Consider the following 26,330-nt stretch of genomic DNA (forward strand, 5'->3'; position numbering starts at 1 on the left):
GACTAAGGGAACAAAGGAGCCTCTTATAAAGTTAAAAGCATAAGTGGTTTCAAAGAAGCTTGATAAGTCAAACATTCTCGAATCAAAATATTCTCTGAATGGAAACTTTAAATCAAAATATTCCGTAAATAAAAATCGTTTACTGAAAAAAGGTAAGTATGGACAAAGATTAATTTACAACTCCTTATATTATTATTCTATTTCCTTTATTCATTCTATCCGGAGGCTCTCTGTGACAGAAATTTCAAGTATGGTTATATCCCATAAAAAAGCAAAAATTGAGGAAATGGAGTCCGCCTGGCACGGAGATCTGGACGGTCTGCTCCACAGTCTGTACAATCACGAGTATGTTCATGAATGCGTTGTCTTAAAAACCTGCAACCGTGTTGAAATTTACGTTGTTTCCCCCAAGAGCAGCAGTGTACTATTCTCTTTTGCAAAAGAAATGGGAGCTTCCACCCATATTATCGACTTTTATGGACATGATGAGTCCCTTGAACACCTGCTAAGGCTTGCTGGCGGTCTTGAATCCATGATTGTAGGTGAAGACCAGATCCTTGGACAGATAAAAGAACTCTATGCTCATTCCAAGAAAGCAGGAACGACCGGAAAAATCCTTGACACTGCTTTTGAGAAAGCTATTCAGGTAGGAAAACGTATTCGTAATGAGACCAAAATTAATAAGGGCTCAGTTTCTATAGGTTCTGCGGCTGTAGATCTTGCAGAGGAAATTCTGAAAGGGCTTACAGGAAAATCTGTGCTCGTAATCGGAGCTGGCGAAATCGGAGTCCTTGTTGCGAAGGCTCTGGCTGAAAAAGATATTGAAGCAATATACATTGCTAACCGCACATTCAAGAAAGCTGAAGAACTTGCTTACGAACTGGGAGGGCACGCAGTAAGGTTCGATGATATACAGGGTTACCTTAAAGATGCTGATGTTGTAATCAGTGGCACAAGCGCTCCTCATTACGTTTTAACTAGGGAAATGGTTGAAAATGCTATCTGTGATCGGGATAAAGCCCGCAAACTTCTCTTGATCGATATCGCAAATCCCAGGGATATAGAGGAGTCGGTTTCTGAACTGGAAAATGTGGAACTGTGCAATATTGACAATCTCAGGGTAATCAGCGAAAGAACGCTTAAAATGAGAAAAGAGGAAGCTAAAAAAGCCGAAGCTATAATTCAGGAAGAGATCAGGCTTTTAAATCTTCAGTATAAGCGCCAAAAAGCTGACAGAATTATTTCCGAGCTTTACAAACAGATGTACGATGTAAGAATAAGGGAAAGGGAAAAAGCTGTCAACAGGCTCGGTGCCTACCATACCATAGGAAAAATCGAGACTGAAGTGCTTGATGACCTTACTCGTTCCATTGTAAATAAAATTCTTGCCGAGCCTACCAAAGTTCTCCGCCAGGCTGCAGAGCTTGGAAATGAGGAGTTCCTTGATGTGGCTTCAAGGATCTTTTGCCTCGACAAAGAAAGAGCAAAAGTAGAAAAAATAAAGCCAGGCTGCGGAAGCCAGTTAAATCAGGTTTCTGAAGAAGCAACTCATAAAGAATAATTAGAAACTACATGAATTCGCAGTTACAGAAGTGATTAAATGTTTCCAGATGTCAGGTTAAGACGATTGAGAAGAGGAAAAATCAGGAACCTTGTGCGTGAAACTACGTTATCCTTAGATGACCTGGTTCAGCCTATCTTTGTGAATGAGACTATCGAGTCCCCTATTGAGATTTCTTCCATGCCCGGAGTATATAGTTTTCCGCTTTCGGAAGTTGTATATGAGGCGAAAGAGATCGCAGAACTAGGAATTCTTGCAGTAATTCTTTTCGGAGTGCCTGCTTTCAAGGACGCGGAAGGCAGTTCCTCCTATGGGGAAACTGACGTCATCCAGGAGGCTGTCCGGAGAATCAAAGCCGAACTCGGGGATGAACTTGTAGTGATCACAGATATCTGCATGTGTGAATACACAAGCCATGGGCACTGTGGGATTGTTGATTTCGAAACAAAAGAAATTCTTAATGACCCTACCCTTGAGGTTCTCGGAAAAATCGCGGTCAGCCACGCAAAAGCAGGCGCAGATATGGTAGCTCCTTCAGGAATGATGGATGGAATGGTAGCAGCTATCAGGCAGGCGCTTGACATGGAAGGTTTTGAGAATATTCCGATTATGTCCTATGCTGCAAAATTCCACTCGGCTTTTTACGGGCCCTTCAGGGAAGCCGCCGAATCGGGCTATTCTTTTGGAGACCGTTCAACATATCAGATGGATCCCGCAAACAGCGATGAAGCTCTCAGGGAAGTAACCCTCGATGTGGCAGAAGGTGCCGATATAATAATGGTAAAGCCTGCCCTTTCTTATCTTGATATTATCTACAGGGTAAAGACAGAATACGCAATGCCGACAGCCGCATATAATGTAAGCGGGGAGTATGCAATGATCAAAGCCGCCGCAGCTAACGGCTGGCTTGATGAAAAGAAAGCCATATACGAATCTCTTATCTCCATCAAAAGGGCAGGAGCTGACATCATCATTACCTACTTTGCAAAGGATGCTGCCCGCATGTTGAAGTAAGCGCCTATTTTCCAGGCGTTCCTTCTTTTAGGAAGTTTATTTCGTTTTCTTCAATCCCCTCTCCCTTTCTTTTAAACCTATTGTTCGCTTCATGAACTTGCCCCATAATTTCATCAATAACTGCTTAATAGGGGAAGACTCTGTTATAAGATAAAAGGAACATAGCAAGGTACAAAATGCCTTTACTTCAAAATGCAGTTTAATATAAAATTAATTTAATATAAAAAACGGTTTAATTAGAAGATTCAATTATAACACATAATTAAATTGGATCCAGTATACAATTTAAACTCAGCGCAGAAATACACTTAAATTTATGAATAATTGTTAAAATTTTTCAGTTCGATCCGGTGAGATTTCCATGGTATCTGAGGCAACACTTGAGAAGTCCAGACAGATGTATGAGAAAGCAAAGACCCTTATTCCGGGTGGGGTAAGCAGCCCCGTACGTGCAATCAAGCCCTATCCTTTCTATACAGTATCAGCTGACGGCTCAAAAATAAGGGACCTTGATGGGAACGAATACATCGATTACTGCATGGCTTATGGTCCTGTAATTCTTGGGCATAACCATCCCGTGATAAAAGAGGCTATTAAAGCACAGCTTGATAAAGGCTGGCTCTACGGAACCCCTACTGAACTTGAGGTAAACCTTGCAGAGAAGATTGCAGGCTATTATCCAAGTATCGATATGCTCCGTTTCGTATCAACAGGTACTGAAGCCACAATGAGTGCCCTCCGTCTTGCCCGAGGTTTTACAGGCAGGAACAAATTCATCAAAATTGAAGGCGGGTTCCACGGTGCACATGATGCAGTGCTGGTAAAAGCAGGATCAGGAGCTACAACTCTTGGAGAACCTGATTCCCTGGGCATTCCAGCGGATTTCACGAAGTACACTCTTCAGGTTCCATACAATGATATTGAAGCAATGACCGAGCTTGTAGAGAAGAATAGAGATGAACTCGCTGCAGTGATAATAGAGCCCGTACTCGGAAATATAGGTCCCATAACTCCCCTTCCCGGCTACCTGGAGGAACTCAGGAAGCTCACTCAGGAAAATGATGTGCTTCTTATATTCGATGAGGTTATCACCGGATTCAGGCTTGCAATGGGAGGAGCACAGGAATATTTCGGAGTAGTGCCTGATATGACTACCCTCGGAAAGATTGTGGGAGGTGGGCTGCCTATAGGGGTTTTTGGCGGCAGGCGAGAAATTATGGAAATGATCTCCCCATCCGGGCCTGTCTACCAGGCAGGAACTTTCAGCGGAAGTCCCTGTTCCATGGCTGCGGGAATTGCAGTGCTTGACTATCTGGAAAAGGAGAAGATTCATGAGAAGCTCAATTCGAAAGGCGAGTATATGAGGGCTGTGCTCACTGAAATCGTTGAGGATGAAGGGCTTGATTACAGCGTATGCGGGATTGCTTCAATGTTCAAGGTCTTCTTCGGGGCTGAACCGCATAACTACCAGGAAGCTCTGAAGTGCGATAAGGAGGGTTACCTTGCCTTCTTCCACAGAATGCTCGCAAGTGGAATTTTCCTTCCTCCCTCACAGTTTGAGACCAATTTCATATCTGCAGCCCACAGCGAAGAGGATATAGAAAAAACCCTTAAAGCATATACCGAAAATCTCTGAATTGACTTGCAGCTTTAAAACGAGGATTCCATATGATAATAGGTACGCGGGGCAGCCAGCTTGCGCTTGCCCAGGCCAAGAGTGTTGCACGCCTTTTGGAAGCACAGGGCGTTGAAACCAGTTTGAAAATTATAAAAACTAGCGGAGACAGGTTTACGGACCGACCTCTGCATGCGGTATCAAGCGGAGTAGGGGCTTTCGTCAGAGAGCTGGACGATGTTATGCTTGCAGGAGAAATAGATATTGCTGTCCATTCCATGAAGGATATGCCAACTGTCCGCCCTGCAACCCTTTCAACCGCTGCCGTATTGAAGCGGGATACTCCATTCGATATTCTGCTCACTTATGACGGGACACCTCTGGATGAACTTCCCGAACAGTCCATTATAGGGACAAGTTCCCTGAGAAGGGCTGCCCAGATCAAGCGTTACAGACCTGACCTTATTACACAGGATTTAAGAGGTAATATCGATACAAGGCTCAGAAAACTCAAAGAGGGAAAATACGACGGTATCCTTCTTGCGAAAGCAGGACTTGAACGCATGGGCTGGGAGCTTGAAGGAGAGATCCTCTCTCCTGATTTCTTCTGCCCCTCCCCGAACCAGGGTACGATTGCAGTTGTCACAAGGGCAGGCACTGAAGCTGAAGCTGTGGTCTCCAGGCTTGACCATGCTGATAGCCGGATTGCCACAGAAATCGAGCGCATCCTGATTTCCGAACTCGGAGGAGGCTGCACCACTCCGGTAGGGTCATACGCCAAAATTACGCCTGACAGAAAAGAAATCCATGTTCGAGCTGAAGTCCTTTCCCTTGATGGGGACGAATCTGTAAGAATAGACGAATTTATCCCCATGCTGGGGGGTCTTGAAGAAGCCACGGAACTGGGACACAGGCTTGCAGAGATGGGCGGCAGGAAACTGGCTGAAGATGCACTACTGCAGCTTTCCGGAAGCTCATGTGACCCGTACAATCTATACGACTGATGATTACTGCCCAGAAAGGAACCAGCTATGTATACGCTTACCGGACTTAAATTGAAAAATCCTACCATTCTTGCAGCTGGAGTGCTTGGTACAACCGGAGCATCGCTGTGCAGGGTTGCACGTGAAGGAGGAGCAGGAGCGGTTGTAACCAAATCCATAGGTCCTGCACCTAAAGCCGGGCATCCCAACCCCAGCATGTTCGAGCTTGAATGCGGATTTCTAAATGCTATGGGGCTTCCGAACCCTTCCTATCTCGGATTTCTCCAGGAACTCGAAACTGCAAAAAAGGGCTCCGACGTTCCGGTAATTGCAAGTATCTTCGGTGGGAGCCCTGATGAGTTTAAAGAAGTTGCCGAGGGTCTGCTACCTGGAAAGCCCGATGCTTTCGAGCTTAATGTAAGCTGTCCGCATGCAGAAGGGTACGGGGCTGCTATCGGCTCTAACCCCTGCCTGGTAGAAGCAGTTACTGCCGCAGTAAAAGATGTGGTAAACGTACCTGTATGGGTTAAGCTTACACCGAACGTTTCTGACATTACGTGCATAGGAAATGCGGCTGAGTCAGGGGGCGCAGATGCAGTTGTCGCAATTAATACCGTAAAAGGTATGGCAATAGATATCGAGTCCGGGTATCCTATCCTGGGAAACCGCTCAGGTGGGCTTTCAGGAAAGGCTATAAAACCCATAGCTGTCAAATGCATTTATGATCTCTACACTGCCCTGGAAATCCCTGTAATAGGGGTAGGCGGGGTATCCTCCTGGCAGGATGCCGTGGAGATGATAATGGCAGGGGCAGCCGCTGTTCAGATAGGGTCTGCGGTGTATGACAGACTTGATATATTCTCCGAAATCAGTATAGGGATCGAAGCTTTCCTTAAGAGGAAAGGTTATTCGGATATAAAAGGATTAATAGGACTTTCCCATGAGATGGTCTGATGCTTCCCCTTAATGCTACAATAGTAAAGATAAATGAAGAATCTCCTTCTGTCAGGACTTTCTTTTTCGACTATCAGTTTGAGACTATGAAAGCAGGCCAGTTTGTAATGGTCTGGGTCAGAGGCGTGGACGAGATACCCATGGGTCTCTCAAGTAAGAATTCAATAACTGTCCAGAAAGTTGGGGAGGCAACCTCAAAGCTCTTTGAATTGAAAGAAGGTGATTCTTTCGGGCTCAGAGGACCTTTCGGAGTTGGCTTTACCCTGCCTTCTAAGGGAGAGAGAACTCTAGTTATCGCAGGCGGTGTAGGAGCTGCACCTCTTGCTCCTTATGCTGAAGCTGCCCGTATTGCAGGCGCTGAAGTATATACAGTCCTTGGAGCACGGAGTGCAGATGACCTGATTTTTGAGAAGCGGTTTGCAGAAGCAGGGAATGTCTATGTTTCTACGGATGATGGCTCAAAAGGGGTAAAGGGCTTTGTTACCGATGTACTTAATGATCTCGATCTCTCGGCTTATGACAGAATTGCAGTCTGCGGACCGGAAGTAATGATGGCTTCGGTTTTCAGGCTGCTTGAGGACAGAAAGCTTCTTGAGAAATCCGAGTTTAGCCTTCACCGTTATTTCAAATGTGGCATAGGAGTCTGTGGGGCGTGCTGCATAGACCGATCAGGTCTCAGGGTTTGCAAGGATGGACCTGTATTTTCAGGAGTGCAGCTCCTTGATTCCGAGCTGGGAAAATATACACGGGACGCCAGCGGGCGAAGAGTTAAAATTTAAGTTTGAATATATCCTTTTAAAAAAATAAAAGGAAGCAGGTGAATTCATCCGGAAAGCAGGAGAAGACGGAGATATGATTGGAAGGTTCAGATCAGGAGATGAGATTTTCTATGGAGAAATAGAAGATGGGCATGTGTATCCAAAGGGAGGAGCTTCCGCAGGAATCTTTGAGCTTTCGGAACTTCGCGTCCTTCCGCCTTCGTCTCCCTCCAAAATTGTGTGTGTTGGCCTGAACTACAGAGATCATGCTGAAGAGATGCACATGGAAGTCCCGGATACTCCTGTTATCTTTTTGAAACCTCCTTCAGCCGTTATAGGGCATGAGGATAAGATAATTTATCCTGCATCCAGCTCCAGAGTGGAATATGAAGCCGAACTTGCAGTCGTGATAGGCAAACGCTGTAAAAATATCTCTGCCTTAAAAGCCGAGGATGTAATTGCTGGCTATACCTGTTTTAACGATGTAACCGCGCGGGATCTTCAGCAAAAAGACGGACAGTGGACAAGAGCAAAGAGTTTTGATACTTTTGCAGCTTTTGGACCCTATCTTGCATTTCCAGATGAGCTTGATGTTAATGATGCAAAAATTACCTGCAGGGTGAATGGGGAAACTAGACAGGCTTCCAGCACTTCAAACTTTATTTTTGACATTCCTTATCTTATTGAATTTATCACCGAGATCATGACCCTGGAAGTCGGAGATGTTATTGCCACAGGAACTCCGCCTGGTGTTGGAGAACTTCAGCGTGAGGACATTGTGGAAGTTGAAATCCAGGGAATCGGAATACTAAGAAACGAGGTTGTCTGATGCTGCTTGAGCATATCGGAACGGAACTTGACCTTACCGAGCGCCATTTTCTGGTGCTCAAAAAAGTGATTGAAGAAGCTCCTATCGGAATCCTGAAACTTGCAGAAGTTACCGGAATGCAGAACCATAAAGTACGCTACTCCCTCAGGGTTCTTGAGCAAGCTAACCTTATAAAGCCTTCAGCCCAGGGTGCAGTGCCAGGGGAAGCAGTTCCTAAATTCCTCGAGGAACTCGAAGGCGAGTTTGAGAAAATCAACGAAAAATTGGCTCGTATACGGGAAATTGGGGCGTCTATTCCCAGATAAAACCCCCTGCAATCATTGAGCCTAAACCCTTGCGACGGTTTATCGCCAAGCGTTGCGCCGCTTGACCCCGCCGTTGCCTGGGTTTTCGCTCAAGCTTTTTCAAAAAAGGCTTGTGTTACATCGCTTGATTACGCCGCTATGCCGGTTTTCGTTCAAGCGTTTTCGAAAAACTTGTGAAGGTGTCTGTAGACTTATATTCTTAATCAATCATTTAATCCAAATCATTTAATCCAAATTATTTAATCAAAATCATTTAATCTCAAATCTTTTAATCCCAAATCATTTAACCAAAATCAATTATTTAATCAAAAATTTGATCAAAATCATTTAATCAAAATCAATCATTATCCAAATTAATTATTTAATCCATGTTTATTTTTGGAGAAACTTCTATGACTTTAAGTCCTGAAGACCTTAAAACAATTGAAAAATATGCTTATCAAAACGCTGTAAAATATGGAAAAGCTCCCCAACCCAAGGCTGTAATGGGTAAGGTAATGGGGGAGTGCCCTCAACTTCGATCCGACCCGAAGGCGGTATCAGAGGCTCTTGAAGCCATTGTCGCCGAAATTAGCAAAGAGAATCCTGAAACTTGGGAGGCAAAGCTTTCGGAAATTGCCCCCGAACTTATTGAAGCCCTGAACGTGAAAAAGGAACCTGAAAAAGGCTTAAAACCTCTTGAGGGGGCGGAAATGGGTAAGGTTGTGATGCGTTTTGCCCCGAATCCAAACGGGCCTGCAACCCTGGGCAGTGCAAGAGGTATGGTAGTTAATTCCGAATACGTGAAGATGTATAAGGGAAAGTTCATCTTGCGCTTTGATGATACTGATCCTGATATAAAACGCCCCATGCTTGAAGCTTATGACTGGTATCTCGATGACTTCAAATGGCTCGGGGTTGTGCCTGACCAGGTGGTTTATGCCTCTGATCGCTTCCCTCTCTATTACGATTACGCAAGAAAACTCATTGAAATGGGCAAAGCTTACGTTTGTTTCTGTAAAGGAGAAAACTTCAAGCGATTCAAGGATGCTAAAAAAGCGTGCCCGCACAGGGATACCAGCCCTGAAGAAAACCTTATGCACTGGGAGAAGATGCTTGCTGGGGAATATGAAGACCACCAGGCAGTGCTGAGGATAAAGACGGATATAGAACATAAGGATCCTGCTTTGAGGGATTGGGGTGCTTTCAGAATAAGAAAGATGTCGCATCCCCGCCCTGAAATAGGGAATAAGTACGTTGTTTGGCCCCTTCTGGATTTTGCAGGGGCTATTGAAGATCACGAGCTGGGTATGACCCATATCATTAGAGGAAAAGATCTTATAGATAGCGAAAAGCGGCAGAGCTACATTTACAAATACTTCGGCTGGAAGTACCCCATAACAACTCACTGGGGCAGGGTCAAGATCCATGAGTTTGGAAAGTTCAGTACAAGCACCCTTAGAAAAGCCATCGAAGCAGGAGAATATAGCGGCTGGGATGATCCGAGGCTTCCCACAGTTCGGGCTATCCGACGCCGTGGAATCCAGGCTGAAGCCCTCAAGAGGTTCATGATCGATATGGGAGTTGGAATGACCGATGTAAGCATAAGTATGGAGTCTCTCTATGCTGAGAACCGTAAAATCGTAGACCCCATCGCAAACCGCTACTTCTTTGTCTGGAATCCGGTAGAACTGGAAATTATAGATGCCGAACCTACTGTTGTTAAAGCTCCGCTTCATCCCACTGACCATACAAGAGGATTCCGGGAGATCGCGGTAGAAAATAAGGTGCTTATTTGCCATGATGATGTCGATAAGCTAAAAGTGGGCTCTATCATCCGCTTGAAGGATTTCTGCAATATTGAAATCACTTCTCTTTCCCCGTTACGGGCAAAAATCTCTGATATTTCTCTTGAAGCTCTTAAAAAAGCAAAAGCAAAAATTATCCACTGGGTCCCACTTGACGGCATAAATGTGAAAGTGCGTGGTCCCGAAGGCGATATTGATGGGATTGGAGAGCAGGGAATTGCAGCCGAACTTGATAAGATCGTACAGTTCGAACGCTTCGGTTTCTGCAGAATTGATTCAGTAGATGAGGGACAAACTGTGGCATATTTTGCCCACAAATGATTTTTCAGAAAGAAAAAGGGCAGAAAACAGTCCTTTTTCTTTTATCAGCTTTCCATTAATTTTTTAATTTTTCCGCAGAGAGAAAGTGTAGAATTAGTCAGTTTTTTTCTTTAGTATTTGCCCATTTGAAACTGTTAGTATTATTACTATCCAGTTAAAGAGAAGAAACTGTTAATATTATTACTATTCAGTTAAAGAAGAGAAACATCAGGGAAGAATTCGATATCGATAGACTCTCTTAGTATTATCCAATTAAAGAAAATAATCTAATCTCCAGGATGGTTATTGAAATAATTATTACTATAAATTATATAAATTAATGTGTTTGTTTTTATAATAGTTCTTAGTTAATGGATCAGGAAAACAAAAAAATATTTGCTTCTCAATTTCTAAAAATTTTTTATTATTATATTTTAAATTTTTGTCATTAGCAGCAGAAATATTCAATTATATTCGATTATTTTTTAATAACTTTTCTTCCTTATGTAAACAGTCTTCCCAAATTTCTCATCAAAAAAACAAAAATATTTTATAATATAATCTGTATAAACCCTGATAGCAACGTAATTAATAACAAATAAATGGAAACCTTTTAGAAGAGTTTCCCTGGCTAAAAACTGCCGTTATTGAAAACAGGAAGAATTGACCGGAAGGGGATTGTCCTGTATTCAGTAACAGATTTTTAGCGGTAGAAGCCAGAAATTCTAATCCGACCTCACTTCCAATGACTGATCCCTATAAGGTTATTGGAGTGTGGGACTCTGTGTGCAGCGTGTCCGCCCCACATTGGTCGCAGAGAACCGGATTGGGTAGATTCAAAAATATTACGCAGACGTAATTAGAATCTTTGAATTACTGTATAGACCCGGCATAATTAGATATTAGATACAGACTCGGTCTAATTAGATAGTTCGGAAAAACATTACGAGTAACGTAATATGGAATTTTGAGGAATATCTGGGAAAAATGTACAATAATCCTAGAGCATTTGAGTTTACTCAAATTCTATATCCAATCCAGAGGCGATACAATGGTAAAAAAGGAATTCAGGAACCCTGTTCCTGACAGCATGTTTTGCTTAAAAAACGTATCAGCTGTTGGATACACAACTACTCTATAGTTTTTTGAGTTTTCTCAGATTCTAAATCCAACCCAAGGTGATACGATGCTAAAAATGGAGCTGGAGACGCTGTTCCTGACAATGTGTCTTAGCTTAATAGTCGTATGTGCTTTGGGTAATTATACTAGGACCCCAGAGATTTCTTGAGTCCACTCAAATTCCAAACCCAACCCAAAGGTGATACGATGCTAAAAAGACAGATAGGAACCCTATTCCTAGCAGCATGCCTTATTTTAACAGCCGTACCCGCTGCGTTAGGCGCGCAGAATACAATAACTGTAAATCCTACTGGGTCAAGTGCCCAGACTGCAATTAATAATGCAATAAATTCCGTAGCATCAAAAGCAACCTCAAGTAACCCTGGAGTTGTTATCCTCAGTGCTGGCACTTATAAGATAAGTGCACCTATAGTTTTGAAATCTAATGTAGTACTGAAAGGTTCCGGCGACGGCACAATAATCTTTGCCACAGGCTCAGTCTGTAATTCCGAAGGGGCGCCAGGATATATATTCGGATCAGGTGTTTCTAACGTTGAAGTATCTCATCTTCAATTCCAAAGTACGGCAACCGGACCTAAAGATGGAGGTCATGGATCATATAGAAACTGCATAAGACTCTTATCTGTGAGTAATGCTAAAATACATGACATTTTATTCGATCGCTATCTGTATGGTGATGGTGTCAGAATAAGTAAAAGCTCTGGAATAAACGTATATAATTGCAGAATACAGTCCTCAGGGCATGATGGCGTATCATTCCTCTCCGGAACCAAGAATTCCAGAATGTATAACAATTATGTTGAGGTTCAGACCAATACAGGTGTCAGAGTAGACAACTGTGCAAATATTGAAGTTGACCACAATACTTTCACAGGCAGTGCCGGATCTGGATGGTGCTGCGTTCAGCTCCAAAATACGCTGACTAATGTGAAAGTCCATCACAACATTATGCATGATTTTAAAGGATCAAGCAGCAGTGCAGGTGTTGGAAACTGGAACGCTAAAGGGTCAATTAGCGTTTATGATAACGTTATGTGGAACGTGTCTCCTTACATTCAGGTAGGCTCAGGCTCAAATATACTGGGACCATCTGATCACAACGTTGATAATTGGGTGGCGAAAGGGTACGGATACGGCTCTCTCGGCAAGTAAGGCTCACAGGAGTTAATGAACCGCTTCAACGTTTAATGAGACTCTCGCAACAGAGAGTGTTCCTTAACAGGTAACCGAAGCCGATAATACATCATTGACAGAAGAGAACATTAAAGCCATTGTCATTGATAATTGGCTTCGGTTACCCCTCCCTGATACAGTTTATCAAGGTGAACTACCACTCAGCTAAAGACTGAGTGGTTTCTTGGCTCTTTTTTTCTCTATTGAGGGTAAGTCCTCAAGCTCTTCCCCATGTTCCATAGATGTTACAATCCAATTAGATTTTGATTTATGAGAGTGAATTTCTTGATATTGATAGCGGCGTTCATGTCTCTATCTTTAGATTTTTGCGCTGAAAAATTCTGGAAGTTCTACGTCAATTTGTTTCAATTTGCCCCTATTCCTTGAATCGTTAACCTTGAACTTGAAAAAAACTCTATTAATATGTATTGAAACTAGAAAAGCTTAAGGCTAAACACACTCTTTAATTATTAAATTGCGTATTATAAAGTAGGCGCCATTGGGAAGAAATGAATGAAAGATAAAAAGCATTTATTTTCAGTAACCATAGCATCAGCATCTCTGTTTATATATTTAGTTCTTGTATCCTCTATAGTAGTAGAGAGTCAGGATTCAGGAGATATGAGAACTTCGGAATCTGGGATCGAGCTAATTCCAGTTTATTATGCAGAGTGTTCAGACCTTGAAATTCTATCTAAAATAACTCCAGATTCAATATACTCTATAAAAATATCACGGTAAAAAATACTGGTAAAGAGATATGGAATAAAGATGTCAAAGAACCGATCTGTATATCTTATCACTGGAAGAACACAAGTGGAACTGTTATTCACGATGGACTCCGGACACATCTACCATATGATGTAAAACCTGGAGATACAATAATCTCCAGAACCCTGATAAAAACCCCTGACCAGGTGGGAAATTATACACTTGTTATAGATCTGGTTAAGGAAGGAGTTTACTGGTTTGAAACCAGGGGTATAAAACCTCTTGAAAAAGAAGTAGAGATCTCAAAAGAACCTCTGGAACAAAAAGGGAAACTCCAATACAGGACAGATTATCCGGAAATAAATAAGTTACAGACTCTTATAGTAAATACGACAAACTCTTCTGCAACTATTTTTTCAGACAACGGGACATTAATTTCCGGGTTTTATGCAGGCTCAGGTTATCCACAAATATGGGTTCGCAACAGTGCAACTCTTATTCAAACAGGAAGATACCTTTTCCCGGAAAATTTCTTCAGTTCTTGGATTGAAGCATTTTGTAGCCGACAGGAAGAAAATGGCTCGATTGCTGATTATATTTCTCCATACGGCAGTGACAAAAATACAGTTGAAACCGATCAGGAAGCCAGTCTTGTTCATTCTGCATATTTATACTATAAGATGACTGGAAATCTTTCCTGGCTTGAAAAAACGGTAGGAGAAAAAAGAATTATCGACAGACTGGATGATTCCCTGATGTGGGTGTTAATGATCCGTTATAACAATGATTATGGATTAATAACCGGGGCTTACACTGCAGATTGGGGAGATGTCCAGTTTGAGGACACTCCTGGAACCCATGTTTCAAATGAAACACACTGGACATGTGATATTTACGACAATTCATTCTTTTTCCAGGCTTGCAATGAACTTTCTTTGATATACTCTGACCTTGAAGAGGAGGAAAGGGCAATTTTCTGGTCTGATACTGCACAATCAATCAAAGAAAACACAAACAAATATCTCTGGCAGCAGGACAGGGGATATTATAAGATGCATATCCAGATCTCACCAGTTAACTTGGATTTTAACGAAGATGAGATATTTCCTATGGGTGGAAATGCAATCGCGATACAGTCTGGCCTCGCAAACCATACCCAGGCTGAGCAAATCTTTGAGACTGCCAAAGAAAGAAAAGTGCAGGCGAATGCAAGCACCATTGGCAGTGTGCTTATTCCTGCTTATCCAGAAGGATTCTTTGCAAATCCTGTTATGGACGAGGAGTACGAGTATCAAAATGGGGGTCAATGGGACTGGTTTGCAGGCAGGTTAATTCTTTAAGAATTTAAAAAGGGTCGCCATAAAGATGCAGTTACTCATCTGCGAGAAATTGCAAATCAAGACAATAATTTAGGAGGATTATACGAATGGTGCAACCTTAATGGTGAGGGTAAAGGCAGCCCAGCTTTTGTAGGGAGTGCAGGCGTATTGGGGCAATGCGTGATTGAAGGTTATTTTGGTATTGACCTTTCAAATAAAAGTTTAGTAATTACACCACGACTTGGGACAGACAATGGCTCTATATCTCTTTATGAACCGATATCAGATACCCAGCTTTCATACAATTACACATTTGATGATAATACTATAATATTCGATTATGAGACCAACTATCCTGGAGAACTCAGGTTTAATTTCCCAGTACCTGAAGATAAACAAGCTTACATAGACTCAGGTATTCCTCTACAGAGTATCTACTATGAAGACGAAACTGGGAAATATCTTACATTTAGCAGTGAGAGCAAAAAATCAATTTATAAAATTATTTACTATTAACCTGTGAGCAGAAATAGTCGCGATTACAAACATTATAATCCTGGATAAATTAAAATGAGGAAGATCCTTATTTCTTTTTTATTGAACACTTGTGGCTATTCAGCCAGTCAAAGTTCGTTTACTAGGAATATATACTCCGAAAGGGCAGTTACTTAACTTTTATTAGTCTCAATTGAGAATTTCAAAGTAACTATTTTTACTATTTTTGTATTTTAGCATTGTGTTTGTACATATCAAGTTCATTTTACTCGTATTTTTGGAAATTATACTAAGTTCTGATTCTATTATAATTCAAGACTTCTTATAAATCATCAAATAAATTTTATTTTTTATAAATATAAAAGTTAAAAGAAAAAAATTAAGTATACACACTAAATTATTATTAATTAAATTAAATTTTTTTATTTAAGAAACGAGAATGAGTATGATGAAAAAGATGAAAACATTTTGTAAGGCGAGTTTAATTTTTATGGCTTTAATTTTGTTTTTAATTGCCAGTACAGCATCAATAGTTACTGCGGAAAAAGTTTCGCCTGTAATTACTGAGACTCAGATTACTTCCAATGTATCAGATCAAATGCTGCCTGATATATATGGTGATAAAATAGTATGGCATGATACGCGCAATGGTAATCTTGATATTTACATGTACGACCTGTCTACTTCCAAAGAAACTCAGATTACTTCTAATGAATCATGGCAAGGTTGGCCTGATATTTACGAGGACAGGATTGTGTGGGAAGATGAGCGCAACGGTGTTTCCAATCCTGATATCTATATGTATAACCTTTCTACATCCGAGGAAACCCAAATAACTACTAACGAATCATTTCAATTTAATCCTGCCATCTATGGTGACAAAATAATATGGCAGGATTTCCGTGAGAATCGTGATGGAGATGCAGAAACGGATATTTATGTGTATGATCTATCCGCCCATAACGAGACCTCGATTGCTACCACTGCACTGGGATGCTGGGGCAACCCTCATCCAATGATCTGTGGTGATAAAGTAGTATGGTATGACTGTCTCGATGAAAGCAGGCGAGGCATCTACATTTATGATCTCTCCAGTAATAAGAAAACTCTGATTTCCGCCGATGGATCAAAACCTGCTATTTATGGCGATAAAATAGTTTATGTGAAAGATAGTGTCAACTTATACCTGTATAATATATCCACATCCACAGAAACTAAGATTTCCACTATTGGATCATACAAAAAAAGCATCTCTATCTATGGGAACAGGATAGTGTGGGAGGACTATCGAAGTGACCATCCGGATATTTACATGTATGATATCTCAAATTCTACAGAGACCCGGATCACAACCAGCGAATCAGTAGATGATCCTGTAGCTGGAACATATAACCCTGTAATATATAGTGACAGGATAGTATGGCAGGACTACCGCAATGGAAACAACGACATTTACATGGCTACTCTTACCTGGGATGAAGAACCGTCTCAGGATGACAATAATTCTAATGACAGCAATACATCTGATAATGAAATTCAGATCACTACCAGTGGGTCAGCAGATGGTCCTTCTACCTACGGTGATAAGATAGTATACGCCAGTACTCGCAATGGAAACACGGATGTCTACATGTACGATCGCACCACTAAAAAGGAAACTCGGATAACCAGCAGTCCAGATGCTCAGAGATGTCCTGCAATCTATGGTAACAGGATAGTGTGGCAGGATGATGGTGGTGAGGATGATGGATACACAAATCATGGTATCTTCATGTACGATATTTCCACCAATAAGAAGATGAGAATCAGTCCTACTGGGTTAGCATATGACCCTGCTATTTATGGTAACAGGATAGTATATTCAAGTACTCGCAATGGGAATACTGATGTCTATATGTATGACCTTTCCACTAAAAAGGAAACTCAGATTACCTCCAGTCCAGATGCTCAGACACATCCTGTTATCTATGAAAATAGGATAGTGTGGCAGGATGATGGTGGTAAGGATGATGGATACACAAATCATGGCATATTCATGTACGATATTTTCACGAATAAAAAAATGAGAATTAGCCCTACTGAATTGGCATACGAGCCTGCAATTTACGGTAACAGGATAGTATATTCAAATACTCGCAATGGGAATACTGATGTCTATATGTATGATCTCTCAACTAAAAAAGAAACTCAGATAACCAACAGTCCGGATGCCCAAAGATCTCCTGCAATCTATGGTAACAGGATAGTGTGGCAGGATGATGGTGGAGAGGATGATGGGTTCACAAATCATGGCATCTTCATGTACGACATCTCCACCAATAAGAAAATGAGAATTAGTTCCAGTGGATTAGCATACCAGCCTGTTATTTATGATAACAGGATAGTATGGCTATATGATGATGGGTATAACTCCAATATATACATGCGCGAGATTTGAAACACAAAACTAAAAGCTATGTGTTGCTGCATCTCAGCTTTTCCACTATCTGTAAAAGCTCCATTGAAAATTCAATTTACTGACAAAAGGGCAACACTGTCAGCTTGACAGTGAGAAACGTAAAAGGCAGCAACACTAAAACAATGTCAGGATAGTAGTGGCAAAAAAATGAAATTTTAAGATAAAAAATAATAAGAAAATCAGGTTAAGGATAGTGAGAATTCTCACTATCCTTTTCGGATATCTCAAGTTTCTTTTCAACTATATTTGAATTTCTTTTAACTTTCCTTGATTTCATTCAAATTTCTTTGAATTTTTTCAACTTTATCTCAACATTCTCGCTAAATTCCTACCCCTGCTTCTCTCATCTTTCCGGTTTTATGTCTTTATTTTCCTTTCTTTACTTGTTCCGCCTCAGGAGGTAAGCCGCGCCTATAGCTACCGCCAGAATTCCAGCCCCCGGACCAGGGGATTCAGCTTCCTCCTGAACTCCTTCATTGGTAGTGTTTTCGGTTTCAGGTTCTGCTGATCCTTCGGTTTCATTTACTGGTGTTTCCGGACTGGCTGCGTTCTCCCTGTCGGCGAGTCCCTGCTCATAAGCACTGACATTCAGTTTGCTTTCAAGGGTTTTAACGGCGTTCGGGACTTTAGGATAAAGTGGGGACTTATCGATTCCTCCACCTGTAATGTTATACGAAGTGTCGCAAATTCCGTTATTGTTTTCATCCACGCAGGTCTCGCTGAAACCTTTGCCTTCAGGGTCAGACCAGAAGTTTCCGGCAATGTAAGGACCTTTGACTATGTTCTGTCTTGTTACGAGAGGGCTCTGCCAGATATTTTCCGCATTTATATTTTTTTCTTCGACGTTTTCAGCGTTTTTGAAATAATTATTATAGATAAGGTTCCTGCTGCTTGCTTCAAGGGAGATTCCAGGACCATAATTGTAGGCAATTACATTATTCAGGATATCATTTGAGTTTGAGTTTTCAAGTCTTATTCCTATTTCATTGAGGGTAACGAGATTACTTCTTATGGTATTCCTTTCTGAACCGTTAAGAAGAATGCCGTATTCAGTTCCCAGGACTCTGTTGTTATTGATATAGCAGTTTTTGACCCCTGTGAGCAGGATTCCTGCTTTTTCCGAGCCTTCAATGCCAAATCCGCTAAAAAATACCCGATCAGCACTGATTTCAACCGTACTTTCCTCAGTATCGGCTGCCCTTATGACTGTATTTTCTGGTCTTCTAGAGTCCGACCAGATTCGTACTTCTTTATTTATTTTAAGATTTTCAACATAGGTTCCCGGGCTTACAAAAATTGTATCTCCTGCTTCTGCGGCATCTATTGCAGCCTGTATGGAGGTATAATCCCCTTCAATAGCCGAACTTACTCTCAAATTGGAGGCTGAAACAGCCGAGCAGGTGCATAGAACTATCAGAATAACCGCAAACAATATCAGCTTAATAGCTCTAAAATTCTTTCCTTTTGTTCCTCTCATATTCGGTTCTCACTTTCCCCTTTTCAAACTTCCATATCCTCTAACCAGACTTTAACTCCCAATAGAAAGAAGGTGTCCCTTTTTCAGATTTTTATCACTTTTTAGTGAAAATTCTCTCAAGACTTAGCCAGAAAAGAAATTTTCTCTGAAATTAATATACTTTTGGAAACCAAAAATTCTAAACAACTATCCTTAAATAGTTCATTATCCTCTACGATAAAGGAAATTAATTTCAATTAAAGTTTAAATACTGTAGAATCCGATATTGTTATAGAATTTTATCGTGTTAATAATGTCTCTAATGGAGGCCTAAAAATGGATGAGAAAATTGCGCCCCATCTTGAAGAATTAACCAGGGCGCTTGGAGACCTTGAAAAGACTGGCATCCGGGCAGAATTTGAGAAACTCATTGCTTTTCGCGTGCCGCCTGATGTTGCAAAAGAGACTATTCTCCGCAAGTTCGGAGGAAAAAGGAAAGTTCTGAAAATAAAGGACCTGTCTGCCAACCTTAAAAATTTCGAGCTCACAGGCAGAATTCTTGACCTTGGGGAAAAGCCAATCCGCCCGCAGGAAGGGACTAATAAAGGCTCCTCAAGGCTTTACACTGGGGTTCTTGCGGACGAAACCGGCTCAGTTCTGTTTTCTTCCTGGAAAGAGCTGCCTGGCTCGGTTGGGGATGTAATTAACATTAAGAACGCGTATACACGCGTTTGGCAAAATAGGATCAGGCTTTCTATAGGAGAACAATCTCTTGTGTCAAAAGAACCTGATTCTACACTTCCTTCTCTATCCGAACTCTCAGGAAGCCAGACAAAGAAGTTAATTGACATCGGAGCCATGGATTTTTCCGTAAATACCGTAGCCTGTGTGATTCAGTTCTCTCATAGGGAAGTGCTTGTAAAAGGACGCCAGTCCAGAGTGATTTCAGGCGTACTTGCTGATGAGACTGGAAGGCTGCCCTTTACAGCCTGGGTTGAACTGCCAGGCATTGATATTGGGAGCATTATCCGAATCGAAGGAGCCCAGATTCGGATGTTCAAGGGTATGCCGTCAGTCAATATCCTCAACAGCACAAAAGTCTCCCAGGTTGGTCCAGAAGAAGCAAAAAACCTTGCGTTTACCTTTGAATCCGCAGTAAAAGATCCTGCTCCCATCAAAATAGAAGATATCAATTCAAGAGAAAGTATGTTTGATGTAGCCGCAGCAGGCAATGTGGTCTCAGTCCGTCCAGGTTCAGGCATTATCTCCCGCTGCCCTGAGTGCGGTCGTGTAATCCAGAAAGGAAATTGCAGGGTGCACGGCAAGGTCGAAGGCATAAGGGATATGCGGATCAAAGCCATACTGGATGATGGAACAGGCTCAATGTCAGTTATGTTTCCAAGAGAACTTGCAGAAATCGTCTATGGAAAAACCCTTGAAGAAGCCGAGCAGCTGATGTTTTCTGACGTCTCTAAGGATGCGGTCTATGAAGATTTAAGGCGCTTTCTTACAGGTCGCTATCTCGCAGTACGAGGCAACGCTTCAAAAAGTGAATATGGAATTTCTTTTGTAGCTGAAAAAGCCTGGATACCCGAAGATGATCTTGCAGTCAGGGTAGTGGAACTGCTTCGCAGGCTCGGACCGGATGAAGAGAATAAACAGGGTGAATGCTCTTCCACTGGAGGAATTTATCTTGCTTAAGCGAGAAGTTGCAAAACGGATTTTTGCAAAGGAATTCGAAGCCTGTAGAGAACTTGAGAAAGCTGCAAGATCTGACTCTGAAGCCCTGGATTCAAAAGTTCCAAACTTTCTAATTAGCCCGCTTGGGCTGATTCTTAACCGTGTCTTTGTGGTTGGTGTGGTCACGGAGCTTGACAATATCGGGACACAGGGGGAGATGTGGAAAGCTAGGATTGTTGATCCTACCGGAGCTTTTACAGTATACGCAGGGCAGTACCAGCCTGAAGCATCTATCTTCTTTTCGACGGTAAAGGTTCCTGCTTTCATTGCCCTTACAGGAAAAGCCAGGATTTACGAACCCGAGCCAGGCTCAGTTTTCGTCTCTATTCGGGCTGAAGAGGCAAATGTTGTGGATGAGGAAATCCGCAACAGATGGGTTGTGGATACCGCAGAACAGACCGTTGATAGGCTTGCAGCCTTTTCTGATGCTCTTGCCAGCGGATATCATGGAGAAGAACTTCGGGAATACCTTATAGAGAGAGGTGTTTCCTCTGAGCTTGCTCAGGGAATATCCATTGCGCTTGAAAAGGATGTTTCTCAGGAATTTATAAAACTGCTTCGGACTTCCATCAGGGAAGGGCTCAAAGCTCTTGATTTCGATGGAGGCACAGGCGCCAAAGCTGACCAGAAGGAATTTGTGCTCGAACTGCTCAAGGAAATGGGTGGGAGCAAAGGAGTGGATTATGCAACTTTTATGGAAGAAGCGGTCGCCAGAGGCATTCCTGAGCAGGTTGTAGAAGAGGTCACCCGTATACTGCTTGCAGGCGGACAATGTTACGAACCGAAGATCGGAATAATAAGACTTGTAGGATAATTGTGCAGAAAGAAAATCCATAATAGAAACAGAAAGAACAGAATTTTCCTAAGTATGTGTGATAACGCTTAAGTGTAATCAAGTTGATTGGTATTTTCTGTTACAATTTAATATCTCATGCTTATCGTACTATTTGGAGAAATTGAAATGAAAGTATTGGTCAGCGACTCACTCTCCAATGAAGGGTTGGAGATTCTAAGAGAACACTTTACGGTTGATGTTATCACCGGGCTTTCAGAAGAAGAGCTGGTGAAAAAAATCAAAGATTACGATGCTCTTGTTATACGCAGCGGTACCCAGGTTACTCAAAAGATTATCGAGGCTGCCGACAAACTGAAAGTTATCGGGAGAGCTGGGGTCGGCGTTGACAATGTTGATGTGGACGCAGCTACTAAAAAAGGCATTATTGTGGCAAACGCTCCCGAAGGCAATATGATCTCGGCAGCTGAGCACACCATTGCTATGATGATGGCAATGTCCAGGAATATTCCCCAGGCAAATGCTTCCCTGAAATCAAGGGAATGGAAACGCAATAAATTCATGGGCGTTGAGGTCAAAGGCAAGACCCTGGGAATTATAGGTCTCGGAAGAATCGGTTCTGAAGTCGCAAAGAGAGCTTTAGGGCTTGAAATGAACCTTATGGGGTACGATCCTTTTATTTCCGAGAAACGGGCAATAGAACTTGGAGTCAAGCTGGCTACAATTGACGAAATCGCAAAGGAAGCCGACTACATTACAGTGCACACCCCTCTCACCAAAGAAACCAGGAACATTATTGATGAAGAACAATTCGCCCTAATGAAACCCGGTGTTAGAATTATCAACTGCGCTCGCGGCGGAATCATTAACGAAGACGCCCTGGCAAGAGCTCTTGAAAGCGGAAAAGTGGCCGGTGCTGCAATAGATGTTTTCGTTGAGGAGCCTCCGTTTAACAGCCCTCTCCTGAACTTTGACAATGTGATAGTTACTCCTCACCTTGGAGCTTCTACACAGGAAGCTCAGGTCAATGTGGCAATCGACATCGCAAAAGAAGTAGTATCCGTCCTCACAGGCGGGCTTGCAAAGAACGCAATCAATATCCCATCAGTAAAACCAGAAGCTATGGCGGTACTTGCCCCTTACATCAGGCTTTCGGAGATTATGGGCAAGATTGCAGGGCAGCTTGTAGATGGAAATTACGAAAAGGTAGAAATCGGATACAATGGAGAGATCTCTGGAAAGGACACTAGACCTCTTACAGTTTCTGCACTTAAAGGGCTGCTTGAGATGGCACTTGGCTCCGGAGTAAATTATGTCAATGCTCCTGCCCTTGCAAAGTCCAGAAAGATTGCAGTTGTGGAGAGCAAGTCCGAATCCTCTGAGGAGTATTCATCCACCATCAGTATCAAGCTTAGCAACAATGGACAGGCTAAACTGGTTGCAGGCACCGTTGTTGGGGATGAACCGAAGATCGTTGCCGTCGATGAAGACAGAGTTGATATCTTCCCTGCAGGTCGTATGATCTTTGCCAAACATATTAACAGACCCAATGTTATCGGACCATGCTGCCTCGTACTAGGGAAAAATAATATCAACATCTCAGGTATGCAGGTCGGCAGGTCAGAAATCGGAGGCGTTACCATGATGGTTCTTAACGTAGACTCTGAGGTTCCTGATTCGATCCTTAATGAAGTCAGAAAAGTGGATGGAATACTCGATGCTAAACTTGTAACTCTCTAAATTCCAATTTCAGGAAGGCTTTACTCCGGCGAAAGTTTAAGGTGAGTATTCCGCGCCGGAGCCCTTAGATTTTTTGAATTTCTATCCTGAAAATGTTTAATTTTAATTGTTATGCTTCTTTAGGTTAGGCTGTCATGCTCTACTTGATAGTATCAATTTAAGGGGTTAGTTAATGGAAGAACTTAAACGAGTAGTTTCCGTTCCGTTTAAAAAAACACTTGCATCTTCTCTTTCAGAAAAAGATTTTGAGTATTCCCTGGCTTTTGACCTGAAATGGTTCTCCCCGAAAATTGCCTCAAAGGTAAAAGAAAAAGCTCTTGAAGCAGGCATTCTCTCCCTTAAAGCCGGAACTCTTGTGCCATGCTTCGATGTGGAAAGTATCCGGCTTCCACATGCATTTAAGCCATCGGAGAATTTCCTTGAAATCCAGAAAAATTCCAATGCAGAAAAGCCGGAAAAGGAAGAAATTTCTCTCGAACAGGTTCTGGAATTTATCTCAACAGATACCGGAGTAAACCGGCAGAAACTTGTTTCGGAAATTAACTCCATGCAGGATCGACTTTCCTACCTTGTGGATGTCCGAATAGTAGCACTTATTGTCGGAAAAAAGTTTGGATGCAGTATAGAAGCAATCTTCGAAAGAGTTGCTAGGTCTGTACTCGGCATCTCTTTTTAATAAGTCTCCGCAATTAATCAAATAGGCAATTAATCAAATAGATTTGATGGAAGCCCCCCTCTAAGCCGATGTTCTTATAATCTCCTCAAGGTTTAATCTACAAAGTTTATAAATTTTTATGAATTGCTCTCATAAGTGGGGGAGCTGAGAGTTCTGGCGTAACTATTTCTATATATGCGCCGACCTTAGCAGTATCCAGCTCTCTCATGATCTTATCAAGCTCACCACAGGTGGTGGCTTTTCTTGTTATCCAGTTATTACGACCAAGTACCTCTGGCAACTTATGGTATTGCCACTCTGGAATGTCATTGTAGCAGTAATCTAATTTTTTAGATAGCATTCTTTCTATCAGATATCCTTGATTATTCAGCACGAAAATAATAGGCTTTAGACCATAACGGTAAAACTGGCTGATCTCCTGGACTGTCATCTGGTGTGACCCTTCTCCTGTCATAAGAATTACTCGTCTATCAGGTGCAGCCAGTGCAGTGCCAAAGGCAGCAGGAGTAGCCCAGCCTATCGCCCCCCAGAGCATCTGGCTCAGGAATTTAACTCCTTTTGGTAAAGGGAAAGGTAGTAACCCATAAAAGGATGAGGTCGAGTCAACTACAACTATGTCATCGGGCTTAAAAAATTCGGCGTATTTGGCGTATAAATAGTCAGCTGTTATCGTGTCTTCGGCATTTACCTCTGGAACTGCGGGGTGTTTTGCCACAGGTCCCCTTACATCAGTACGCTTATTAAGCCTTCTGGAAAGTCCCTCCAGAACATCAAGCATTTTCACATTGATATAATCAGTGTTTCCTATATGGACACTGAAAGGCATGATATTGATAATTCGGGATTTATCCAGCTTTGCCGTGAACATGCCCATATTAATATCAGACATGACAACGCCTATGGCAAGTATGCAGTCACAGGATTCCACAAATTCCTGAATTTCAGGATTGATAAGCTGTCCCATATATATTCCCATGTAGGAGGGATTTGTCTCATCAAGTACGGCTTTGTCCAGCGCCATAGAAGCATAAGGCAAGCCTGAAGCATTAATAACAGCCATAGCGAGGTCTTTAAGACCAAATCGGTCAACAAGGAAGCCCGGCATAATACAGGCTTGTTTTGCTTTTGATAACTTAGCTGTAATAATCGAGACCACTTCTTCAAGAGTGGCAGGATCGCTTTTTACAAACACACTCTTTGGTGCCGTAAGGGATGAAATCTCTGCATTCACATAGTCGTGAGGTATTGCAATGTAGACAGGCTGGCGATTTTCCAGGGCTGCCTCGATAACACGCTCGACTTCATCAACGCAGTTTTCCGGAGTAAGCATTGTACTGGCACATACTACTGGCGTAGCCATATCCATAAATGTGCCGTACTCTCCGTCACCCAGCGAATGATGTACTATGGCATGCCTCTTCTGTATCTGCATTTTCGGAATTCCTACAATATGAAATACCAGATTGTTCTCCGCATAAGAGCCTGCTATACCGCATAATGCCGAGAGCTCACCTACCCCAAAGGTAGTAGACAGTGCTGACATACGATTAATACGAGCGTAGCCGTCAGCAGCATATGCAGCATTCAGCTCGTTGCAACAACCTATCCAGCGAAGTTCATTATCATCGCATATCGCATTGTTGATAGGAAACGCAAAGTCTCCTGGCACACCGAAAATATCCCTTATTCCCAGTTGTTTTAATCTACCCAGAAGATATTGAATAACAGTCGGCATTAATAGTACCCCCTGGTTGAGTTACTTATTTCATCACATAGATCAAGTACAGCTTTCATAAGTTTTGAGAAGTCCAGTCCATTAATTTTGAGAAGTATAGATATAGACTTGAAAAAGGGACTGACGTGGGCTTCCCGGCAGTTATCGGGAGCAGACAGAGCAAGCATGGCAGGACTAATTATAGAGTCTTTTTTGTTTTGCGGCTCCTGGCTAATATGCATTCTACTTTAGTTGCATCTATATGAAGGAATCCTGTACTCTCAATGCCCACTCACACATAAAATCCTGGCAAGATATTTGCTCAACAGGTTATTGCCAGTTCTCCCTTAACTGATCAGCCCCATGGGAGTATATTCATTTAATAATATAAAATAGGGCTTCTTTCTCATTATGTCCTGCCCAAACTTATTACCTGCCTGGTTGGATTTTTAATTAATAAATGATATACCGGTATTCAGTGAACGAATTGCCCGAATTACCCGAATTATCCGAATTACACCAGTATGTCATCAAAATACCAGGAATTCCAGATGGGAACCAGAATCTAAAATGATCGGATTACCAGAAATTACACAGCAATATATCAGTTGTTTTTAATGGGGTGTATTCGCAGAGATTTAATTGTGAAACATTAAGAGGGCAACAGGTAGATGAAAAAGAAATAAACACTTTTAATTATCCGAGATTATAGCAAATTGAGATTAAGGGTGCACATAATCTTTATGTACTAGAAATGTTATTCACATCATACCAATTCCGATTAATCGCTTGTTCTTTAATTTGCCATT

General features: G+C 42.0%; 21 protein-coding genes. 18 read left to right on the top strand and 3 right to left on the bottom strand.

Features of this window, described 5'->3' with window-relative positions; genetic code table 11:
• The first annotated feature begins 232 nt into the window (after window positions 1–232).
• The 14 genes from hemA to MSTHT_RS11150 all read left to right on the top strand — a co-directional run bounded on the left by hemA (window position 233) and on the right by MSTHT_RS11150 (window position 17,381).
• Entirely contained in the window at window positions 233–1,561 is a 1,329-nt protein-coding gene (gene hemA / locus MSTHT_RS11085) for a glutamyl-tRNA reductase (RefSeq protein ID WP_048168549.1), read from the top strand.
• A gap of 39 nt (window positions 1,562–1,600) precedes the next feature.
• Window positions 1,601–2,575 carry a porphobilinogen synthase gene (gene hemB / locus MSTHT_RS11090; protein WP_048167835.1) on the top strand — a complete coding sequence of 325 codons (975 nt, stop codon included), beginning with the start codon at window positions 1,601–1,603 and terminating at the stop codon, window positions 2,573–2,575.
• Between the two features lie 361 nt (window positions 2,576–2,936).
• Window positions 2,937–4,211 (top strand): glutamate-1-semialdehyde 2,1-aminomutase, encoded by a 1,275-nt coding sequence (hemL, locus tag MSTHT_RS11095; protein ID WP_048167836.1) that lies wholly within the window; start codon window positions 2,937–2,939, stop codon window positions 4,209–4,211.
• Between the two features lie 32 nt (window positions 4,212–4,243).
• Window positions 4,244–5,194, top strand: coding sequence for a hydroxymethylbilane synthase (gene hemC, locus MSTHT_RS11100; RefSeq protein ID WP_048167837.1), 951 nt, complete (start codon window positions 4,244–4,246; stop codon window positions 5,192–5,194).
• A 27-nt stretch (window positions 5,195–5,221) separates the two neighbouring features.
• A complete protein-coding gene (locus tag MSTHT_RS11105; RefSeq protein WP_048167838.1) occupies window positions 5,222–6,127 on the top strand; it encodes a dihydroorotate dehydrogenase in 906 nt (301 codons plus the stop codon).
• The gene (locus tag MSTHT_RS11110; protein ID WP_048167839.1) at window positions 6,127–6,906 is read left to right on the top strand and encodes a dihydroorotate dehydrogenase electron transfer subunit; all 780 of its coding nucleotides are present in this window, start codon (window positions 6,127–6,129) and stop codon (window positions 6,904–6,906) included. Before MSTHT_RS11105 ends, MSTHT_RS11110 begins: the two co-directional genes overlap by 1 nt.
• 73 nt (window positions 6,907–6,979) lie before the next feature.
• On the top strand, window positions 6,980–7,714 hold the full coding sequence (locus tag MSTHT_RS11115; RefSeq protein WP_048167840.1) for a fumarylacetoacetate hydrolase family protein: 735 nt from the start codon (window positions 6,980–6,982) through the stop codon (window positions 7,712–7,714).
• Window positions 7,714–8,019, top strand: a complete 306-nt coding sequence (locus MSTHT_RS11120; RefSeq protein WP_048167841.1) for a hypothetical protein — start codon at window positions 7,714–7,716, stop codon at window positions 8,017–8,019. The genes MSTHT_RS11115 and MSTHT_RS11120 overlap by 1 nt, the downstream gene beginning before the upstream one ends.
• A gap of 392 nt (window positions 8,020–8,411) precedes the next feature.
• Window positions 8,412–10,127: a glutamate--tRNA ligase gene (locus MSTHT_RS11125; protein ID WP_048167842.1), complete on the top strand. Its 1,716-nt coding sequence runs from the start codon at window positions 8,412–8,414 to the stop codon at window positions 10,125–10,127.
• Window positions 10,128–11,432: 1,305 nt separating this feature from the next.
• Window positions 11,433–12,398, top strand: coding sequence for a right-handed parallel beta-helix repeat-containing protein (locus MSTHT_RS11130; RefSeq protein ID WP_082086830.1), 966 nt, complete (start codon window positions 11,433–11,435; stop codon window positions 12,396–12,398).
• Window positions 12,399–12,932: 534 nt separating this feature from the next.
• The gene (locus MSTHT_RS11135) at window positions 12,933–13,160 is read left to right on the top strand and encodes a hypothetical protein (protein ID WP_048167843.1); all 228 of its coding nucleotides are present in this window, start codon (window positions 12,933–12,935) and stop codon (window positions 13,158–13,160) included.
• 176 nt (window positions 13,161–13,336) lie between these two features.
• Window positions 13,337–14,470, top strand: coding sequence for an alpha-L-rhamnosidase-related protein (locus MSTHT_RS11140; protein ID WP_048167844.1), 1,134 nt, complete (start codon window positions 13,337–13,339; stop codon window positions 14,468–14,470).
• A 159-nt stretch (window positions 14,471–14,629) separates the two neighbouring features.
• Window positions 14,630–14,965, top strand: coding sequence for a hypothetical protein (locus tag MSTHT_RS11145; RefSeq protein ID WP_048167845.1), 336 nt, complete (start codon window positions 14,630–14,632; stop codon window positions 14,963–14,965).
• Window positions 14,966–15,434: 469 nt separating this feature from the next.
• Window positions 15,435–17,381, top strand: a complete 1,947-nt coding sequence (locus MSTHT_RS11150; RefSeq protein ID WP_181952200.1) for a PD40 domain-containing protein — start codon at window positions 15,435–15,437, stop codon at window positions 17,379–17,381.
• A gap of 400 nt (window positions 17,382–17,781) precedes the next feature.
• Here the strand turns inward: MSTHT_RS11150 and MSTHT_RS11155 are convergent, their stop codons facing one another.
• Entirely contained in the window at window positions 17,782–18,879 is a 1,098-nt protein-coding gene (locus MSTHT_RS11155) for a right-handed parallel beta-helix repeat-containing protein (RefSeq protein ID WP_048167847.1), read from the bottom strand.
• Between the two features lie 315 nt (window positions 18,880–19,194).
• Here MSTHT_RS11155 and MSTHT_RS11160 point away from each other — a divergent pair, with 315 nt between their 5' ends.
• The 4 genes from MSTHT_RS11160 to MSTHT_RS11175 all read left to right on the top strand — a co-directional run bounded on the left by MSTHT_RS11160 (window position 19,195) and on the right by MSTHT_RS11175 (window position 23,807).
• Window positions 19,195–20,559, top strand: coding sequence for a Single-stranded DNA binding protein (locus tag MSTHT_RS11160; protein WP_048167848.1), 1,365 nt, complete (start codon window positions 19,195–19,197; stop codon window positions 20,557–20,559).
• Window positions 20,552–21,412 (top strand): RPA family protein, encoded by an 861-nt coding sequence (locus tag MSTHT_RS11165; RefSeq protein WP_048168550.1) that lies wholly within the window; start codon window positions 20,552–20,554, stop codon window positions 21,410–21,412. Before MSTHT_RS11160 ends, MSTHT_RS11165 begins: the two co-directional genes overlap by 8 nt.
• Before the next feature lie 147 nt (window positions 21,413–21,559).
• Window positions 21,560–23,131 carry a phosphoglycerate dehydrogenase gene (gene serA, locus MSTHT_RS11170; RefSeq protein ID WP_048167849.1) on the top strand — a complete coding sequence of 524 codons (1,572 nt, stop codon included), beginning with the start codon at window positions 21,560–21,562 and terminating at the stop codon, window positions 23,129–23,131.
• A 172-nt stretch (window positions 23,132–23,303) separates the two neighbouring features.
• On the top strand, window positions 23,304–23,807 hold the full coding sequence (locus MSTHT_RS11175; protein ID WP_048167850.1) for a DUF2240 family protein: 504 nt from the start codon (window positions 23,304–23,306) through the stop codon (window positions 23,805–23,807).
• 106 nt (window positions 23,808–23,913) lie between these two features.
• On the opposite strand, the gene MSTHT_RS11180 is transcribed toward MSTHT_RS11175, so the two are convergent.
• Both MSTHT_RS11180 and MSTHT_RS11185 read right to left on the bottom strand, forming a co-directional pair.
• Window positions 23,914–25,542, bottom strand: a complete 1,629-nt coding sequence (locus tag MSTHT_RS11180) for an alpha-keto acid decarboxylase family protein (RefSeq protein WP_048167851.1) — start codon at window positions 25,540–25,542, stop codon at window positions 23,914–23,916.
• Complete coding sequence (locus tag MSTHT_RS11185) at window positions 25,542–25,763, bottom strand: hypothetical protein (protein ID WP_048167852.1); 222 nt, start codon at window positions 25,761–25,763, stop codon at window positions 25,542–25,544. Before MSTHT_RS11185 ends, MSTHT_RS11180 begins: the two co-directional genes overlap by 1 nt.
• Between the last annotated feature and the right edge of the window lie 567 nt (window positions 25,764–26,330).

The organism is Methanosarcina thermophila TM-1, assembly GCF_000969885.1.
GTDB classification, from domain to species: Archaea; Halobacteriota; Methanosarcinia; order Methanosarcinales; family Methanosarcinaceae; genus Methanosarcina; species Methanosarcina thermophila.